The 19385-nt window shown below is 55.5% G+C and carries 15 protein-coding genes; 13 read left to right on the top strand and 2 right to left on the bottom strand.

What is annotated here, in order from left to right:
* Nucleotides 1–42 precede the first annotated feature (42 nt).
* The 12 genes from BUB13_RS09520 to BUB13_RS09580 all read left to right on the top strand — a co-directional run bounded on the left by BUB13_RS09520 (nucleotide 43) and on the right by BUB13_RS09580 (nucleotide 15316).
* Nucleotides 43–2070 carry a peptidyl-prolyl cis-trans isomerase gene (locus tag BUB13_RS09520; RefSeq protein WP_072908312.1) on the top strand — a complete coding sequence of 676 codons (2028 nt, stop codon included), beginning with the start codon at nucleotides 43–45 and terminating at the stop codon, nucleotides 2068–2070.
* A 59-nt stretch (nucleotides 2071–2129) separates the two neighbouring features.
* Complete coding sequence (locus BUB13_RS09525; RefSeq protein ID WP_072908314.1) at nucleotides 2130–4115, top strand: cytochrome c3 family protein; 1986 nt, start codon at nucleotides 2130–2132, stop codon at nucleotides 4113–4115.
* A gap of 11 nt (nucleotides 4116–4126) precedes the next feature.
* Nucleotides 4127–5407 carry a cytochrome c3 family protein gene (locus BUB13_RS09530; RefSeq protein WP_072908316.1) on the top strand — a complete coding sequence of 427 codons (1281 nt, stop codon included), beginning with the start codon at nucleotides 4127–4129 and terminating at the stop codon, nucleotides 5405–5407.
* Nucleotides 5408–5412: 5 nt separating this feature from the next.
* Nucleotides 5413–6306, top strand: coding sequence for an NHL repeat-containing protein (locus BUB13_RS09535; RefSeq protein ID WP_072908318.1), 894 nt, complete (start codon nucleotides 5413–5415; stop codon nucleotides 6304–6306).
* A gap of 20 nt (nucleotides 6307–6326) precedes the next feature.
* Nucleotides 6327–7298 (top strand): cytochrome c3 family protein, encoded by a 972-nt coding sequence (locus BUB13_RS09540; protein WP_084091958.1) that lies wholly within the window; start codon nucleotides 6327–6329, stop codon nucleotides 7296–7298.
* 10 nt (nucleotides 7299–7308) lie between these two features.
* Nucleotides 7309–7878 (top strand): methyl-accepting chemotaxis protein, encoded by a 570-nt coding sequence (locus BUB13_RS09545; protein WP_072908322.1) that lies wholly within the window; start codon nucleotides 7309–7311, stop codon nucleotides 7876–7878.
* Between the two features lie 286 nt (nucleotides 7879–8164).
* On the top strand, nucleotides 8165–9613 hold the full coding sequence (locus tag BUB13_RS09550) for a sigma-54 interaction domain-containing protein (RefSeq protein WP_072908324.1): 1449 nt from the start codon (nucleotides 8165–8167) through the stop codon (nucleotides 9611–9613).
* A gap of 228 nt (nucleotides 9614–9841) precedes the next feature.
* Nucleotides 9842–10270 carry an Hsp20/alpha crystallin family protein gene (locus tag BUB13_RS09555; RefSeq protein WP_072908326.1) on the top strand — a complete coding sequence of 143 codons (429 nt, stop codon included), beginning with the start codon at nucleotides 9842–9844 and terminating at the stop codon, nucleotides 10268–10270.
* A 38-nt stretch (nucleotides 10271–10308) separates the two neighbouring features.
* Nucleotides 10309–10683 (top strand): Hsp20/alpha crystallin family protein, encoded by a 375-nt coding sequence (locus BUB13_RS09560; protein WP_072908328.1) that lies wholly within the window; start codon nucleotides 10309–10311, stop codon nucleotides 10681–10683.
* Nucleotides 10684–10829: 146 nt separating this feature from the next.
* Nucleotides 10830–13442 carry an ATP-dependent chaperone ClpB gene (gene clpB, locus BUB13_RS09565; protein WP_072908656.1) on the top strand — a complete coding sequence of 871 codons (2613 nt, stop codon included), beginning with the start codon at nucleotides 10830–10832 and terminating at the stop codon, nucleotides 13440–13442.
* A gap of 103 nt (nucleotides 13443–13545) precedes the next feature.
* Nucleotides 13546–13821 (top strand): thioredoxin family protein, encoded by a 276-nt coding sequence (locus BUB13_RS09570; protein WP_072908330.1) that lies wholly within the window; start codon nucleotides 13546–13548, stop codon nucleotides 13819–13821.
* 127 nt (nucleotides 13822–13948) lie between these two features.
* The gene (locus tag BUB13_RS09580) at nucleotides 13949–15316 is read left to right on the top strand and encodes a response regulator (RefSeq protein WP_084091962.1); all 1368 of its coding nucleotides are present in this window, start codon (nucleotides 13949–13951) and stop codon (nucleotides 15314–15316) included.
* A 63-nt stretch (nucleotides 15317–15379) separates the two neighbouring features.
* Here BUB13_RS09580 and BUB13_RS09585 read toward each other — a convergent pair whose 3' ends face one another.
* The gene (locus BUB13_RS09585) at nucleotides 15380–17239 is read right to left on the bottom strand and encodes a B12-binding domain-containing radical SAM protein (protein ID WP_072908332.1); all 1860 of its coding nucleotides are present in this window, start codon (nucleotides 17237–17239) and stop codon (nucleotides 15380–15382) included.
* A gap of 10 nt (nucleotides 17240–17249) precedes the next feature.
* Nucleotides 17250–17798 (bottom strand): MXAN_5187 C-terminal domain-containing protein, encoded by a 549-nt coding sequence (locus tag BUB13_RS09590; RefSeq protein ID WP_072908334.1) that lies wholly within the window; start codon nucleotides 17796–17798, stop codon nucleotides 17250–17252.
* Nucleotides 17799–17956: 158 nt separating this feature from the next.
* Here BUB13_RS09590 and glmU point away from each other — a divergent pair, with 158 nt between their 5' ends.
* Complete coding sequence (glmU, locus tag BUB13_RS09595) at nucleotides 17957–19339, top strand: bifunctional UDP-N-acetylglucosamine diphosphorylase/glucosamine-1-phosphate N-acetyltransferase GlmU (RefSeq protein ID WP_072908336.1); 1383 nt, start codon at nucleotides 17957–17959, stop codon at nucleotides 19337–19339.
* Nucleotides 19340–19385: the final 46 nt, after the last annotated feature.

The following is a 19385-nucleotide window of genomic DNA, read 5'->3' on the forward strand; positions in this document are numbered from 1 at the left end:
AACCTCTCGTATTCGGGAGCTTAAATAGCAAAGGATATCAACATGAAATTAATGCAACAGCTGACCGCCCTCTGCTTCGTTACCATGCTGCTGTGTACGTCGTCTCTGGCCTTTGGGCCCGCCGGGCAGGCTCCGGCAGGTAAACCGCCGGCACTCGGCGATGATCTCGCCGTTGAACTGAAGGTCCCACTGTTTGCTGACGAGTTTGCCGACCTGCCAGTCGCTTCAGCTGGTGGGATTCTGGTGGCGCTGAAAGAAGTGACCCCGAAACTGGAGAAAAACAGTTCTTTCCTGCTCTGGGAAAGCGCAACCAGTGGTGCTGATTTAACGGTGCAATTTAACCAGGCGCTGTCTGCACGTTTGCAGGAATTGACGACAGAGCCGAACCTTGTGGTGCAATTCACTCGTGGCCAGATTGATGATCAGCAGCGTCTTGCCATCGATGTCCCGCTTTTCTCCGAACCATTCGCCGCTGTTCCGGTGGCAACCATTGATGGTGTGCCGATCACCGTCGATGAGTTTTCTGATGATCTGCAGGCAGTGCATAGCGAGGCCAGCGGCAACCACGCCCACACCGGGATGCGCGACAATATCCAGAAACTGATGGAGCGCTTGATCACGGTTCGGCTGGTCGAGCTTGAAGCTCGGAATATCGGTTTCGATCAGACTCCGTCCTTCCAGAAACAGGTTGCCAACCATGCCCAGAAAACCCTGCTCTACGGCTTACTCAATCTGCAGGCCGCCAGTGTCGTGCTGGACGAAGCGGCAGTCGACGATCTCTATCGGCAGATTTCTCTGGAGGGAAAGCTGGAAAGCTACCGTTTCAGCAACGACGCTGACGCCAAGCTGCTGCTCCAAAAAGTCAATAATGGTGAACAGTTCGATAACCTGATCGCGGCAGCAGTCAAAGCAGGAAAGGCAGTTGGCGGCGAGGAACAGGACTTCACCCGGTTTAAAGACCTGCTGCCGAACATCGCTAAAGCCGCAAGCAATATGGAGATCGGCGAGATCAGCGAAATCTTCCGCCAAGCCGACGGTTTTATCCTGTTCCGTCTGATCGACCGTCGTTTTGTCGATGATCCCCAAGCCCTGCAGTTTGCCCGCAACAACGTCTGGGATACTCAGCGCGCCCGGGCCGGTACGGAATACATCAACCAGCTGATTGACCAATATGCGAGCTTTAACCAAGATGCGCAGGAGGTCCTTGATTTTGCTGCTATCAAGCAAACCGATCCTGATATCAAGCTCAGTGGTGCCCTGGCCCCCCTGCTGAAGGATCAACGGGCTCTGGCAACGGTATCCGGAGGTGATCCAGGTCAGGTCATGGTGGCCGAAGTGGCGAAACGGATCGAAGAGACATTTTTTCATGGCACTGATGTGATCCTGAAACCGGCGGAGGTTGATCAGACCAAAGATGAAATCATCCAGGATATGCTGTTCCGCATGGCCGGTACCCTTGAAGCCAAAAAACAGGGATTGGACCAGCAAGCCGGCTATCTGAACGAGGTCGAAGAGTTCGAGCGCCGTACCCTGTTTGATATCTTCATGCAGAAAGTCATCACACCGGACGTTCGCTTTACTGAAGAGAAAGTTCGGGCCTACTACCAGGAGCACCTCGAAGAATACCAGACTCCGGCAATGCTCAAACTACAGAGCCTGCCCTTTTACCAGCAGAAAGATGCCGAAGACGCGGCCGAAAAGCTGCGCAAGGGAAGCGACTTCAAGTGGGTTTCGGCAAACTCCGAAGGCCTTGTCGATGTGCAGGACAAGGACCTGCTGCAGTTCGATCAAAAAATTCTCAGCCTGACTGCACTGCCGCAGACCCTCCAGTCGCAAGCCGCTGCGGCGCAGCGAGGCGATACGCTGGTTCACGCCGAGCCGAACAACTTCTACTACGTGCTTTATTTCGAAAATGTTTATCCCCCGCAACCGAAGCCCTACGACCAGGTTCGCGAAGAGATCCTCAAAATCGTCTACCAGCAGGAGGTTGAATCGACCCTCGGGCAGTGGGTTGAAAAATTGAAAGAGGCCTATCCGACAGAAATCTATCTGGTCGGGCAGGGAGGCTAACGTCCGGAGGCGGACAGTAAAGACAAATGCCAACGCCATATTCACGATGGGGAATGCGTATGTTCAATCGAATTAATCATGTTCACACCGCTCGCCAGGTGCTGCTTCTGGCAGGTCTGTTGACCCTGTTTCTCTGTTGCGCCGGAGCAGCGGATGCGGCCAAGCGCTCGTTCGCAAAAAAGGGCTGTGTCGACTGCCACCAGGACTATACCAAGCAGTATCTGGGGAAAAAGAATGTTCATCCGGTGGTCAAAGAGAAACGTTGCGAAGAATGTCACCTGCCACATGGGATTGTTCCGAAGCTGCTGATGAAAGAGACGGGCAACAAGCTTTGTCAGATGTGCCACAGCGCAGAATCGCTCGGACTCGACCAGAAGGTGATTCACGGGGCTCTGCGCAACAGCCAATGCATCTCCTGTCACGACCCGCATTCCTCGGATAATGATTTTCTGCTCAGTGAATCGGGCAATGCGATCTGCCTTAGCTGTCACGAGCCGGGACCGTTCAGCAAGAAAGAGGTCCACGCGGTGATCGAAGATCAGGGGTGCGCGACTTGTCACAACGCCCACGCCTCCGCCCAGAAGGATTTGTTGAAGCAGGAAGCAACAACTCTCTGCCTGTCCTGTCACGACAGTAAAGAAAAAGCCTTTACCCGGGCGCATGGCGATTACCCAGTCGAGCAGCAAAGCTGTTCGACCTGTCATGACCCGCATTCCTCGAACCAGGGCAAGTTGCTGAAGAGCAGCATTCATTCGCCGGTTGCTGACGCAAGTTGCGACGCCTGCCATGCCGCAAGCGATGCGGCGGAGCCTTTCAAACTGCTAAGTACAGGCTCGGAGCTCTGTTTCAACTGTCACGACAACGAATCGCTGGCAGGTGACAAAGCGATCAAGCATGGTCCTTTCATGGAAGGGGATTGCCTTTCCTGCCACAACCCGCATACCTCGGAGTTCCCCAAGCTGATGGTGGCGCAAGGGAACGACCTCTGCTTCACCTGTCACAGCGATATGCAGCGGAATGTTAAGTATCCACATGCGCCGCTTGAGTCTGGTGACGGTTGCCTCTCCTGCCACCAGCCGCACGCTGCTGAGTTCTCCGCGCTGTTGCCAGCTCCCGGAGAAGGAGAACACTGCCTGAGCTGCCACCCGGATACGCTGAAAGATGCTGAGAAGTTGGCCCAGCCGCACATGCCGGTGACCGAGAAGATGTGTAGCAGTTGCCATAACCCGCATGGTTCAAACGGCGAGGCGATGATGGCGGGTCGGGCGGATCAGATCTGCTACGAATGTCATGCTGATGCCCAGAGCGATTTTGCCCAAGCGGTTGTGCACCAACCGGTGCAGTCCGGCAGCTGCAACAGCTGTCATAGCGGCCACGGTGGCCAGAACAGCGCCTTCCTCAAAGAGTCTGGAGCAAAACTCTGTGAAAGCTGTCACGACACCCTGTTGCTGCCAGCGGGCAAGGAAGAAACAGAGCATGAGCCGTTCGCTGATCGTGACTGCATGATCTGCCACAGCGCCCATGCCAGCCCTTACCAGGGGCTGCTCAGCGATAGTCAGACGGTGATTTGTGCTAATTGTCATACCGATGTCACCAGTCAGGCCGAAGCTTCACCGAGCCGGCATCAGCCGGTGCAGCAGGGGCAGTGCAGCAGTTGCCACAACCCGCATAAAACCAGCCTGCCCAAGTTGCTGCTGGCCACTGAAACCGACCTTTGCCTGGCTTGCCACAAAGACCTGCAGGCCCGCATGGACGAAGGCCGCACTCACGCCCCGGCGGGACAGGACTGTATGAGCTGTCATCAACCGCATTTTGCCAGCGTGAACCCGCTGCTCAAGTTGCCGCAGCAGCCCCTCTGTGCCGAATGCCACGAAACCGGCGAAGCCGAGTTTACCCAGCAGCATGCCGGGGTTGCGACGGATAAGATGGATTGCGTCAGTTGCCATAACCCGCATGCGTCGAAGGATCCGAAATATTTCAAGGATGTCATGCATGCACCGTTTGCCGCCCGTTCCTGTCAACCCTGTCATCTGTCCGGCGAATAAGGGGGTACGATATGACGATCTTTAAGCACACATTGGTCACCCTCTGCCTGTTCTCTTTGCTGAGTGTTGTTTTTGCTTTCCAGGCCACAGCAGCGGACAATCCCTACAACCTGGCGCCGGGCGCCCGCGGCAAGCTCTGCCTCGATTGCCACGAGGGTTTCAAGGGCACCATGGAGAAAAAGTTTATCCACACCCCGCTGGCCGAGGGGCAATGCACCGGCTGCCATAATCCGCATGCAGCCGACCATGGCAAGTTGCTGGCTGCCGATCCGACGCAGATCTGTGCCAGCTGCCACGAGGATATGAGCGCAGCAAATGTCCGCAGCGCTCACCAGGTTGTCAGCGATGGAGACTGTGTCACCTGCCATGATCCGCATTCGTCCGACAACCGGATGAACCTGGTCGCGTCCGGAAGCGAACTTTGCTTCGGCTGCCATGAAGAGTTGGGGCAGCAGGTGGCCAGCAACAAGTTTGCTCACAGTCCGGTCAAACAGGATTGCATGACCTGCCATGCGCCACATTTCTCAGCCGAGAACCCGGCCTTGCTGCGCAGCCAGGCTCCTGAGCTGTGCCTCGACTGCCACGACTCGAGCAAAAAGACCTTCAAGAGCCAGCATGTCGGCTATCCGGTCGAGACCGCCAACTGTTCGTCATGTCACAACCCGCATGGATCGAACACAACAGCCATGCTGTATGACAACGTCCACCAGCCGTTGACCAGCCGCATGTGCAAGCAATGCCACGAGGATCCCAGCTCGGCAACACCTTTTGCTACTGTCAAACCGAGCTTCGAACTTTGTCAGGGCTGTCATTACGAGATGGTCAACGATACCTTCAACAAGGATCGTATGCACTGGCCGGTGGTCGATGAAAAAGGTTGCCTGAATTGCCACTCGCCGCACGCGTCGAGTGAAGCGATGCTGATGAAGGCGCCACAGAAGGAGGTCTGCAGCAGTTGTCACAGCGACACCATTGCTCGTCAGGCCCGCGCGCTGACCAAGCACCAGCCGATCGATGATGGCGAGTGCAGCAGTTGCCACAGCCCACACAGCTCGGATAACCCGTTCATCCTGACGGAGAAGTCGAACATCAACCTCTGTGGCCAGTGCCACGATTGGCAGACGCACTCGACACACCCGATCGGCGATGATGTCATCGATCCGCGCAACCCGAACCTGTCGCTCGACTGCCTGAGTTGCCACCGCACCCATGGCACCGAGTACAAACATTTTATCTACACCGAGACAATCAATGATCTGTGCGTCCAGTGTCATCAACAGTATCGGAGGTAGGATCGATGAAAAACGTTCTTTTTATAGTTCTTGTTGCAGTCCTGCTTACGATGGTTTGTCAGCCGGCGGTCGCCGCTCAGCTGAGATTGAGATACGCCGGTAGTATTTATACCGATGCCGAGGGCGGACCCTTACAGCATCCGGCCGGGGTGACGATGAGCGGAGACCGGTTGCTGGTTGCCGACAGTGGGGCCAAGCGCGTGCTGACATTTAAATACGCCGCCGGGGTTGTGACCCCCGAGCGGGTCTTGCCGTTGCCGCAGAATTTTCCGCTGATGGTGGAGCTGGCCAGCAATGGAGATTTCTACGTGCTGGACGGACTGGAGCGGCAGGTGCTGATTCTTGATCGCAATGGCAAGCAGAAGGCGACTTTGAAGGTCAAAGGGGCAGGCGATAAGCGCGTTGTCCCGCGCAGTTTCAAACGGACTCCGGATGGTCAATGGCTGCTGCTCGATCTCTTCAGCAGCCGGGTCCTGCTGTTGGATGAAGCCGGGAGTCTGCAGCGGGAACTGCTGTTTCCAGACGGGGAGGGCTTCTTTTCCGATGTCGCTGTCAACCCGCAGGGCCAGCTGTTCCTGCTCGACAGTGTCGGCGGCAGGATTTACCGCGCCAACAAGGGCGAGGAAGCGTTCACCCTCTGGAGCGATAACCTGAAAGACTATACCAACTTTCCGGTCAGTCTTGCTGCGACGAACGGGAGCTTGCTGCTGGTCGATAAGTATGGCAGTGGCCTCGCGGTCATCGGTCCGGATGGTGGTTTTAGTGGCCGCAAGCTGAGCACCGGTTGGAGTGATGGTCAGCTTTATTATCCGAGCCAGGTCAGCGTTGGAGCTGAAGGGCAGGTCTTTATTGCCGATACTGAAAACCACCGTGTGCAGCAATTTAACATCGAAGAGTAAACCCTGGAGACGGAGTTGCCATGAGGTGGCAAGGCAGGCGAAATAACCTGGAGCGACGGCTGAGGCGAGGGCTGCTGATAATGACGATTGTCGTTATCGGCCTGCTGCTGATCCGTGATCGCTCCACGGTTGCGCAGCAGGCAGATGCGCAGGATGAGCAGTGCATCCGTTGCCACGTCGAGATCTATAATGACGCCCTGCGGCAGCAGGTGATCCATCCGCCGGTTTTTGAACGTCAGTGCAGCATCTGTCACCGGGCCGGTGATGCCGAATGGTCAGCCCAGTCTGAGAGTCTGCCGCAGACCGGACTGCTGGTCGATCAACAGCCTCTCTGGCGTAAGCGGCAAAGCTTTGCCGGTGATATCAGCGGATATGACCATCTTGTCACATTGGCTGGCCTGCAGCCGTCCGCGCTGTACCGTTTTCGCCTGCAGCTTGGCGAACAGCCGGGTGAGCCCTTTGCCGCCAGCAGTTGGCTGGGATTGCGTTTGGCCGAGCTGACTGAGTACCCGGAAATGCTGGTCACAGATGGGCTGAGTGGCGTTGTCGGGGCCAATATCGCGGCACTGAAAATTCAGTTGGTCAGCGCTGATACCGCGGTGGTTTCCTGGCAGACAGCACAGCCTTACTACAGCTGGCTTGAGCTTGAACTGCTTGAGGAAGCAGAGGTTATCGAAGCTTCGGCAGAAGACGGTCAGCAGACGCATCCGCCGCTGCGGTCGCCGGAGGAGCAGGCGATCACCGTCTGTTACCAGTGCCACTCGGAGGCTGATCTCGGCACCTCGCACCCGGTGCGTCTTTACAGTGGTCGCGATGTGCGGATTCCGGAAACGCTGCCGACGGTCGAGGGCATGCTGACCTGCGTCACCTGCCATGATCCGCATGGCGGTCCCGGGGAGATGCTGGTTCGTACGCAAATCAAAACCCAGCTGTGTGTCACCTGTCATTACAAGTACAAGAACAGTTCACCGAGCACCATGTTCCGCGATTAAAGGAGCTGCCATGATCACTTCTCGGCGTTATCATCGCAAACTGTTGAATTTTTCCATCAATCGCAAAATGCAGCTCGGTATGATTGTCAGGATCAGCTCGATTCTATTTGTCTGTCTTCTGCTCAGTAGTGCGATCTATTTTCATTATGCCAACCAGGAGATCACTGGTTCGTTCAAAATGTTTCATGTCAAAGCACGGAATTTTCTCGATATGCTGTTGCCGATCGTCAGTGTTTCTTTCCTTATCAGCCTGCTTTGCGGGGTCATCGCCAGCTTGTTTTTCCCCAAACCCTTTGCCGGTGGACTCTACCGCATCGAAGAAGATCTCAGGCACGTAATTGCAAGTGGCGACCTGACTTATCGGATCAGGTTGCGTGAAGGCGATCAGGTTATGGCGGTGGCTGAGCAGATCAACCTGTTGCTGAAAGACTTTCAGCGCCGGGTGGGGATTTCGCAGCAGCAACTGGAACAGCTGGAAAAAATAGAACTCGACTCCGATGAAAGTGATGCTCTGATAAGAATTTCCAGCCAGTTACAGGAACAGCTCGGCACGCTGAAAAGTGGCCAGGAACAGGTTTAGGGCGGCATTCGCTGGGGCAGAAAAAATGATACTGCCTGGATGAATAATTCCCAGAAAATGAGGAATGTTTTTATTTATCCATTTTTTTTGCTAAATTCAGCAATGCCATAATTAAAGCCTCCCATTAGGTTTTTGTGGCACGCCGCTGGTGGATGTGGCAGCATCCGCCAGCGGCACTAAGCCTCTAATCGTCTGTTGATGTGATGCCGGAGTTGCTGGCGACTTGAGCGATCGCGATGGTCAGTTCATTTTTTGTTTCTTGTCAATTCTGTGATATTTTTCTCCCATGACCGATCACATTCCTTCTTCAGAACGCCTCCCCGCTGTTGCGCCTGATCTTGTGCTGGTGCTCTGGGGGCATGGCGAGTGGCAGGTTAAAAGCTTTTCCGAACGGCTTTCCGCCTGGCTGGGCATCGACCCGCTGCAGGCGAGAGGGCGTTCGGCCGAGCACCTGTTTGCCGATGCCGTCCCTTCGCTGCTTGAACTCGCAACCGAGGTGCTCGAGCGCGGGCAGGATTTGAGTGACGTCAAAATTCGTCTTTTTCCTGAGCAACCGGAGTTTTTGGCAGATATACAGTTTGCCGGACTGACGGATGATTATCTCGGCCGACTGGTGCGGGTTACTTTGCGCCGGGAGACGACGGCCAGCCGACAGGAAATCGGCTTCCGTAACCTGGTCGGACAAAGTGCGGCGATGCGCGAGGTGTTCCGCAAGATTCAACTTTACGGTCCATCTGATGCCGCCGTGATTATCACTGGCGAGACCGGTGCCGGTAAAGAGCTGGTTGCCCAGGCGTTGCACGAAGAGAGTACGCGTCATTCCCGTCTGTTTGCTGCCATCAACTGTACTGCTATCAGCGACCAGCTGCTTGAGTCGGAGCTTTTCGGCCACGAGCGCGGCGCATTTACCGGGGCGGTGCGAGAGCATCGCGGCTATTTCGAGCGGGCCGATGGCGGCACCCTGTTCCTTGACGAGATCGGCGATATGCCACTGCATACCCAAAGCAAGCTGCTGCGTGTGCTGGAGGATGGCAAGGTACAGCGGGTTGGCAGCGAAAAGAGCCACCAGGTCGACGTCCGCATTGTTGGCGCCACTAATGTGCCACTGGAACAGGCGGTGGCTGAAAATCGTTTTCGCGCCGATCTCTATCATCGTTTGGCAGTCTTGCGTATCCATATCCCGGCATTGCGTGAACGCAGGGAAGATATTTCCCTGCTGGCCGAGCGCTTCCTGCAGCATTTCAACAGCAAATACAACAAAGGGGTGCAGCGCTTTACGCCCGAGGCGATCCGTCTGCTGCAATCCTACCTCTGGCCCGGCAACGTACGTGAACTGCGCAACGTCATCGAGCGGGTGGTGGTCGAAGCCGAGACCGAAGCGATCGGTGCACGTGCTTTCGGTGAGTGGATCCAGGAGCGGCAGCAGTTCGCCTCTGCGGCACCGCCTGCGCACGCAGTTATGGATTCGCGGCCCGCTCCGGCTGACAACCTGCCGATGGTCATTCCTTACCAGGATCAGGATTCCATTTCCCCGGTATCGGTGGTCGAGGCTGATATCGTTGCGTCCGGCCGAGGGCGTGGCATCAGGGCTGAGCTGACAGCTGAGGCGATCCGTGCCGCTTACCGGGCCTGCGGTGGTAATTTGACTGCTGCCGCCCGGCGTCTGGGGGTGCATCGTGCAACCCTCTACCGCCATCTTTCCCGTTTAAACCTCACTCGCGAACAGCTCTCCTGAGTTTTCTCTTTTTTCTTTTAAGTTGCGACGTCGCAACTGTCGCAACTTAAGCTCTCCTGCGACGCCTGTGACGTCGCAACTTTCCTCTCTGTCTTTTTCCGTATTTTTTATATCACTGAATTTTCGATGTTTTTCTGGTTTTCACGGATTGGCATTGAGTTTGATATATAGCCTGGCACAAGCGAAACGAAACAACCCACAAAGGACATTCCAAAAGGAGGAATACAGATGTTCGGATTACAGATGATTCACGAAATGGACAATATGCAGCGTGAAATGGAGCAGCTTTTCCGTGGCCTCGGTTTTCAGGCAGCGAGCTGCGATATGCCGCAATCTGGTGAAATTAGAGTGAAAGATCAGGGTGATGCTTTTCAGGTTGAAGCGGTTCTGCCTGGTCTGGATGCAGAGAAGATCGATATCAAGGTGCTTGGTCGTCGCCTGACCCTGGCTGGTGAATTTGCCCGTCCGGATATTCCGGAAGCGGCGAACTGGCATCGCCGCGAAAGAAGTCGTGGTCAGTTCGAAAGAAACCTGCAGTTGGCGGCTAACATCGACGCCGAAAAGGTTGAAGCAGAGTACCAGCAGGGCATCTTGCGCGTGGTCCTGCCAAAGGCGGCATCGGCGCTGCCAAAGAAAATTGCTGTCAAAACAGCTTAACCGTTGAATTGAAAATAGATCGCCAAAAGGAGATGGAAATGACTGACAAGCAGATGATCAATAGAGAAGAGCAGAAGCTGGAAAAAGTTGAACGCGCGTTGCCGCTGCAGCGCTTCACCCCGGATGTCGATATCTATGAAAGCGAGCAGGAGCTGGTAGTGCTGGCCGACCTGCCAGGCGTGACCGAACAGGATATGCATCTGGAGGTTGAGCGCGGCATTCTTACCCTGGAGGCGGAACAGGCCGCCGTCGAGGGAGTCGCTCGAAAGGCCTACTATCGCCAGTTTAAACTGTCAGAGCGGATTGATGCCGACGCGGGGACCGCCGAGTTGAAGGATGGCGTCCTGCAGCTGAGGTTGCCAAAAACAGAAGCAGCCAAACCGAAGCGGATAGAAGTGAAAACTCTGCATTAACACAGACAAGGGCCGGGAGGTGGAACTTCCGGCCCTTTTTTCAGGCTCATCGGCAAATGCCGGGTATAATTATTTGGCTGACTCGCTTGTTCTGTCCGCATCCGGATAATTCATAGCGATAAAAAGATTTTCAGGAGAAGAAGATGATCGACCTCAATCGAACCACGCAAAAAGTACAGGAAGCGCTGCAGGCTGCACAGGCGTTGGCGCTACGTTTCGGCCATGCCGAAATCGATGGCGAACACCTGCTGCTGGCGTTATGTGAGCAGCAGGATGGCTTGACGCCGCGCTTGCTGCAAAAGCTGCAGGTTCCCCTCGAAGAAGTGAGTGGTGGCTTGCGCAAGGAGCTGGAGTCGCGGGCGTCGATCAGTGGACCGGGTGCCGACAGTGGCCAGCTTTATGCCAGTCGTCGCTTAGGCAACCTGCTGCTACAGGCGAGCGAGGAAGCGAAACAGCTGAAGGATGAATACGTCAGCGTTGAGCACATTCTTCTTGCTGTGGCCGCTGAAGGAGAAAGGACTGCGGCAGGTCGCTTGCTGCAGAAACTGAAAATCGACCGCAACCGCATGCTGCAGGGGCTGACCGAAATTCGTGGCAACCAGCGGGTGACCAGTCAGGATCCGGAAGAGACATACGAAGCGTTGGCAAAATTTGGCCGTGACCTGGTGGAAGAGGTGAAAAGCGGCAAGCTTGATCCGGTCATCGGGCGTGATGAAGAGATCCGTCGGGTGATCCGTATTCTCTCGCGTAAAACCAAGAACAACCCGGTGCTGATCGGCGAGCCGGGGGTCGGCAAGACCGCGATCGTCGAAGGCCTCGCGCACCGGATTGTGCGTGGCGACGTGCCGGAAGGCTTGAAAGGCAAAACGGTCTATTCCCTCGACATGGGCGCACTGGTGGCTGGTGCCAAGTATCGTGGCGAGTTCGAAGAGCGGTTGAAGGCTGTTCTGAAAGAAATTCACGACAGTGCCGGGCGGATTCTGCTGTTTATCGACGAACTGCACACCATCGTCGGCACCGGCAAAAGCGAAGGGGCGATCGATGCCGGCAACATGCTCAAGCCGATGCTGGCTCGCGGCGAACTGCATTGTATCGGTGCGACCACGTTGGATGAATATCGCCAGTATCTGGAAAAGGACCCCGCGCTGGAGCGGCGTTTTCAGCCGGTTCTGGTGGAGCAGCCGAATATTGAATCGACAATCAGTATCCTGCGTGGGCTGAAAGAGCGCTTCGAGGTTTATCACGGTGTCCGCATTCAGGACAACGCACTGGTCGCGGCGGCTGAACTGAGTCACCGCTACATCGCTGATCGTTTTCTGCCGGACAAGGCGATTGACCTGGTGGATGAAGCCTGCGCCACTATCCGTACCGAGATCGATTCGATGCCGGCCGAGCTGGACGCCATCACCCGGCGCCTGATGCAGCTGGAGATCGAGGAAGCAGCGTTAAAAAAGGAAAAGGATGCTGCCAGTCGGGAGCGCTTGAACGTGTTGCAAAAAGAGCTGGCCGATCTGCGTGAACAGGAGCAAAGCCTGTCGGCTCAATGGCAGCTGGAAAAGGGCGGTATTCGCAGCGTGCAGCAGTTGCGTGAAGAGATCGAACAGCTGCGGCTCGACATTGCAGAAGCGGAGCGGGCCTATGACCTGAACCGTGCTGCCGAACTGAAGCATGGCAAGCTTCCGGCGCTGGAGCAGCAGCTGAAAACTCAGGAGCAGGAACTACAGACCACCGACGACAGCGAAAAGATGCTGCGGGAAGAGGTGACAGAGGAAGAGATCGCTGAGATTGTCGCCCGCTGGACCGGTATCCCGGTGACCCGTTTGGTTGAGAGCGAGCGGGAGAAACTGCTGAAACTGGATGAAATCCTGCACCAGCGGGTGGTCGGTCAGGACGAAGCGGTACAGCGCGTTGCCGACGCGGTGATTCGTGCCCGCGCCGGGATCAAAGACCCGAAGCGGCCGATCGGCTCCTTCATCTTCCTCGGGCCGACCGGTGTCGGCAAGACCGAGCTGGCGCGCGCCCTTTCAGAGGCCCTGTTCGACAGCGAGGAGAACCTGATCCGCATCGATATGTCGGAGTACATGGAAAAGCATGCTGTAAGTCGATTGCTCGGTGCGCCTCCCGGCTATGTCGGTTACGAGGAAGGTGGACAGTTGACGGAAGCGGTAAGGCGGCAGCCGTATGCGGTGATCCTGTTCGATGAGATCGAAAAAGCACACCCGGATGTTTTCAATGTGCTGCTGCAGATCCTCGACGACGGCCGTGCAACCGATGCGAAAGGGCGGACTGTCAGTTTCAAGAACGCGGTCATTATCATGACCTCGAATATCGCTTCGCAGCAGTTGCTCGATGGGATCGAAGGGACCGAGATTCCCGAGTCGGTACGGTTGCAGGTCGAAATGGCGCTGCGGCAGAATTTCCGCCCGGAGTTTCTCAACCGGGTTGATGATACCATCATCTTCAAGCCGCTCAGTCGCGGTGAAATTCTGCAGATCGTGCAGCTGCTGACCGACGAAATTCGCCAGCGTCTGGCCGAACGGCGTCTGTCTTTAGAGTTGTCGGAAGAGGCTTGCAGTTATATTGCTGAAACGGCTTATGACCCGGTTTACGGAGCCCGGCCGCTCAAGCGCTTCCTGCAACATCAGCTGGAAACGCAGATTGCGCGGGCGTTGATCTCCGGTGAGATCGGAGAGGCAGGGACTGTACATGTTGGCCTGGGTGAGGATGGTCTGCAGGTGAGAATAGAAAAGAAAAAATAATAATTCTTATCTGGCGTGCGAAAATACTTGCCAAAGAAAAAAAAGCACGTATAATCTGACTAAATTGGTTATGTATAAGATCACCTTATCAAAGGGGGACATCATGCGTATAGATATCGTTTGCAAGCCTGACAAACCGGAAGCATGCCGTGGAACTGCAGAAAATGTCCGCGAAGCTCTTGATAAACTGGGTGTCGAAGCTGAAGTTCATCAGTTCAACGATTCCCGTAAAATGATCGACAACCGCATCTACGTGGTTCCGGCGCTGCTGATTGATGATCAGTTGCGTATTGCCGGCCGCGTTCCCGAGGTTGATGAGATTGTTAATTTTCTGGCCGAGCGTCCGCGCTACCTGCAGGATACGGCCAAGGTCGCATAGTACGAAAGAAAGCATCACTCACTCTCTCTTTTCCTTATTAAAGGTTCCTTGCCGCTGACGGCGGGGAACCTTTACTTTTTTTAATTTGTCGGGTAGTCTTTATCAGCACTTTCCAAGGAGACTGCTGATGCCGAAAATCCTGCTGGTCGATGATGTCGACCTGTTTCTCGAACTGGAACGATCCTACCTTGACGGCTATGGCTACGACCTGGTCACTGCGTCCTCTGGTGAAGAGGCCCTGCAACGCCTCGATAAAATTGCCCCCGATCTGCTTCTGCTCGATTTTTATATGCCAGGGATGGACGGTGACGAGGTCTGTCGCCTGATCCGACAAAATCCGCGATGGCAGAAATTGCCGATCATCATGGTGACTGCCGCGGGCAAACCGGAAGAGGTGCAGCAATGTCTGCAGGCTGGTTGCGACGACTACATCACCAAGCCGGTCAACAAACAGGAGCTGCAGGAAAAAGTAAAACGCTTGCTCGGTCAACTGACCCGCCGCAAAGATCAGCGCGTTCCGGTCAAGCTGCCGGTGCAGGTCCGTGAGGGGGGCAAGCTGCATGTTGCCAGCGCGCAGGATATTTCTTTCAGCGGTATCCACCTGAAATCGGCCGAGCCTTTGAGTGAAAAGGGCGGCATCGAAATCCGGCTGGAGTCGACAGAAGGGACGCCGCTGGTTCTTTACGGTAAAATCAAGCGCCAGGACGAGAAAACGGAAGATGGCTGTGGCGTCTATTTCCTCCACCCAGATCAGCAGAGCAAGCAGCTGCTCAACAGTTTGATTCAGGCGAAAAAAGGCGAAGAACTCGAAGAAGAGCAGATTGATGAAAAGCTCGGCGAGCGGATTCTGACTCTGGAGGAAGAGTGCGTCAAACTACGCGCCGAGCAGGATGAGGCGATGCGCCGGATTGGCGAACTGGAGCAGGAGAACCTCGATTTTGCCAAGCAGCTGGTGCAGGTTGAGGATGTCAACAACAACCTGACCAATCTTTATATTGCCTCTTCGCGGCTGCATTCGACCCTTGACCGGGAAGAGACGCTGGAGATTATCAAAGAGGTTGTCATCAATTTTGTCGGTGCCGAGAAATTCGCTGTCTTCCTGTACGATAAGGCGACGAAACGGTTACAGTTCGAAACCGGCGAAGGCTTTGAGGATGACGATATCTTCCCGGAAATTCCCCTTGGGCAAGGTGTTCTCGGTGAAACTGCGGCCAGTGGTGAAAACTACTTTTTCGAGGGAGGGATCGGTGAGGGGTCGGACGATATCAACGAGCCGATTGTCGCCATCCCTTTAATTATTCAGGAACAGATGATCGGCCTGCTGGCGATCTACCGACTGTTTATCCAGAAAGAGCAGCTTGAATCGATCGATTACCAGCTCTTCTCGATGCTCGGTGAACATGCGGCGACCGCGCTCTTTTCGTCGACTCTGTACGGACGTTCCGAGCGCAAACGCCAGACCTATCAGGGATTTGTCGACCTGCTATTGAAATAGCTCGACAGGTTGCAGAGAAAAAAGAAGCCCGGCTGTATTTCGATCAGCCGGGCTTCTTTTTGATCAGTTGACGGAGAGCAGGATCCCCTGGGCAACGGCGAATCCCAGCAGCTCCACCCCTTCCTCGCGGGGAAAACCGCGCAACAGATCTGCCGTCTGGGTGTTGCCGTCAGCCCGCAGCAGCAGCCGGGCAAATTCGTCCTGCAGCCCTTCAGCTATCAGCTCACCGTTCTGTTGCAAAAAAATACCGTAGTTAGCTGATTCTGCGAGTTTCCTGAACAGGCGTGGGAGGGGGTCGCCACCGAATGCTTCCAGTTCTTCCAGTTCGTAATTGAAATGCTGGATCTTTACGGCCGGGTTCAGCAGCCATTTTTGTTTCAGCAGCTGTTTATTGGCTGGAACCTTTGTTGCTGGTCGGCAGTTTTCTGCCAAAATCAACTCTGCACAGCAGAAGTGGTAGTTGAGCAGGTCTTCGGCTAAAGGCTGTAGTTTTGCCAGTTTTTTCTTGTTCAGCAATTGGGCGATGAACTGCTGCTGCAAGCATAAAATATCGCCTGATTGCCAGAGTTCTGCATCGGTTTTCTGTTCTGGGGACAATTGCTGTTGCTCTTGCAGCCAGTCGGTGAATGTCTGCAGCAACTCGACCGGTGACAAGGAAAATGTCTCGCAGAGCTGGAGGAAAAAACCGACAGCCCGGCCGCGGTTGTAAAAAATATCTGTGGCCGTTGCCAGTTTCGCCGTTTTTTCCAGTTCTTCTGGTGAGTAGCTGCTGTTCGCCGTGATCAGATAAGGTGGGCGATTGTCCGCGTGCAGGCCGAATGCACTTTTCTTCTGATGAAGCTCGGTTCCGGGCAACACCGCCAGCGGGAAAATATCAACCTGATTCGGTTGCAGCTGCAGGGCAAAATCGAGGCTGCTGCAGAAGCCCTGATGAGTGTCGCCGGGCAGGCCGTAAATCAGGTCGAGACCGTAAGTGACACTGTACTCCGACAGCATTTGCAGGGCACGCTGCATCTGTTTGCGATCAAGGTTGCGGTGCAGGGGTTTAAGCACATCTGCCTGTGCCGATTGCAGGCCGATCTGCACCGAGCAGGAAAGCTGACCAAGCAGGGCGGCAGTTTCACTGTCGAGGAAGTCAGCCTTCGCTTCCAGGTGATAGTGGATCTGTGGGGCGTACTCCAGCAACATCCGCAACAGCTGCTTGCCCCGTTCCGCCGGTGCGTTGAAAGTGGAGTCGAGTATCCAGACCTGCCCGACCTGTTTTTCCGTGAACAGTTGCAGCTCCGAGCGCAATCGCTCTACGGGCAGTGGGCGAACGCCCTGATGCCCTTTCGCATCGTAGCAGAAAGCACAGTTGAAGCGACAGCCGCGCGCCACTTCCCAAAGGACGCCACAGCCCGGCTCCAGCGTAAGGGTGCCGGTCAGCCAGGGGGACGGCAGTTTTTCCAGGTCGCTACAGACTGCTGCTGAGGCAGTCGCTGAAGAATGTGCTGCAGAGAGAAAGCCGGGGATGTGGTCGCAGTTGTTTCCTTTTGTCATCGTCGCAACCAGTTCGGAAAAAACCTCCTCTCCTTCCCCGCAGATGATGCCATCCAGCCCTGCTTCTTTCAGCACATTCACTGCATCGGCGCTCGCTTCCGGGCCACCGGCAACCAGTTTGATTCCAGGGCGTTTTTGCCGCAGGAGGTGGCAGAGCTCAGAAACCTGCTGCCGATTCCAGAGATAGAGGGAGAATGCGACCAGGTCCGGTGTTTCGGCCAGGATCGTGGCACACATCTCTTCGATCGATTGCTCCGGAAACAGGTTGACCAGGACTGTTTGAGGTTGCTGCTTTTCCGGCAGGCATGCTTTCAGGTTGCCTGCTGCCAGCGGAACTGCCTGGGCGGATGGACGGACGTGCAGAGTGGGCAGCGAAATGCGCATGATGGCGAGGTTATTTCTTCAGGCTAACTTTGATGCGGGGCTTGCCGTCGCTGGCATCGACGCTGAAGACGATATCCCGATCGCCGTAGCGCTCGCGAATCTTTTCTTTCTGTGCATCGAGAAACTCGGCAACTTTGGTTGCACTCGGCGCGCCTTTCAGGCCGCAGGCAGAGCGGGCGTCGGCCAACTCGCGTTGCAGGCGTTGGGCCTCGTTTTCTTTTGAAGCGGCTGCTTTCTGGGGTTCTGCCGGTACGCTTGGCTTGTGGAGCTTGGCCGTATGGCGGTGGTATTTGCCTTCATCCATCAACCGGAGGATGCGGTCCCAGTACTGGGAATAGCTGGCGAAGCGGGACATCATCCCCTGACAGCGGAACTTCATGTCGGTCCAGACAATGCGGCGGTTGACATACTGGCGCAGTTTGCGCGCAATATTCTTGCGGTCATTGACAGGTTCCCGTTTTTCCACGCCGGCAAAGTACTGCTCGTAGCGGATTTCGAGTTCCTTCATCTGTTGCTGAATTTCGTCAAGCTCGTGTGCCAGCTCGCGCTTTTCATTCATGCCGATCGCCTCCGGAAACACAAACTATACTCGATGATTAGAATATTGTAAATAATCCTGCTAAATATCCTTGAATTAACCGGGAACGGCTTGACTTGCCTGCTTCCCTTTCGTGATAATCAAGCGTTTTTTCATCGAATAAATGACAGGGGAGATTTATGAATAACGGATTGGCTGCGGTTGTGCTGGCCGCTGGAAAAGGAACCCGGATGAAGTCGGCGCTGCCGAAGGTACTGCATCCGATTTGTGGCAAGCCGATGCTGGCTTACCCGCTCGATGCGACCCGGCAGGCCGGGATCGAGCAGATTTCAGTGGTGATTGGTCATCAGGCCGACCAGGTGAAAGACGCCTTTGCCGGGCAGGATCTCGTCTGGGTTGAGCAGACCGAGCAGCTCGGTACTGGCCACGCACTGATGTGTGCGGCCGAATCGCTGGAAGGTTTCACCGGCACTCTGCTGTTGCTTTGCGGTGATGTCCCCCTGCTGCAGGCCGATGTGCTGGAGCAGGTGCTGCATTACCATAAGCATGAAAAGGCAACCGTGACCGTCCTGACTGCCGAAATGGAGGAACCGACCGGTTATGGGCGGATTGTCCGTACCAACGAGCAGGTCACCCAGATCGTCGAAGAGAAGGATGCGACCAAGGAGCAGCGCAGCATCAACGAAATCAATACCGGTACCTACCTTTTCGATGCCAAGTTTGTTTTCTCGGCACTGAAAAACCTGAAAACCGACAACGCCCAGGGTGAGTACTACCTGACCGATGTGGTTGCCGCCGCGGCGAATGCCGGCCACAAGGTGCGTGGCGTGGTCATCCCCGATTCGACCCAGATGATGGGGATCAACGATCGCCGCCAGCTTGCTGAGGCCGAGGCGGTGATGCGCTGGCATATCAACTCCGAGCTGATGGCGGAAGGGGTGTCGATGATCGACCCGACCACGGTTTATGTCGACAAGGGGGTCGAGATCGGCAACGACACCACGCTGCATCCCAACGTGCAGCTGCGCGGCAAGACAAAAATCGGCCGTAACTGCATCATCGAAACCGGTGTTGTCGTGGTTGATTCGACTATCGCTGATGGCGCCCACCTGAAAGCCGGTTCGGCGATCGAAGAATCGCAGATCGGCCCCGACTGCAAAATCGGCCCGATGGCCCACCTGCGACCTGGCACCGTGCTGACTGGCAGCAACAAGATCGGCAACTTTGTCGAAACGAAAAAAGCGGTACTCGGTGAGGGTTCGCAGTCGAGCCATCTGACCTACATCGGTGATGCCGAGGTCGGCAAAAACGTCAATTTCGGTTGTGGCACCATCACCTGCAATTACGATGGCGCCAACAAGCACAAAACCACTATCGACGATGATGTTTTTATCGGCAGCGACGTGCAATTTGTTGCCCCGGTCAATATCGGTCGCAACAGTTTAATCGGCGCCGGTTCGACCATTACCAAGGATGTCCCCGCCGATTCGCTGGCGATCTCGCGCAGCGAGCAGAAGGTGATCGAAGGCTGGGCGCTGAAAAAGAAACCGAAGAAATCTTAAACGGAGGGAGATGAGTTCGTTCCCCATTCCAAGGTCGCATCGACCC

This window comes from Malonomonas rubra DSM 5091 (assembly GCF_900142125.1).
Lineage (GTDB): Bacteria > Desulfobacterota > Desulfuromonadia > Desulfuromonadales > Geopsychrobacteraceae > Malonomonas > Malonomonas rubra.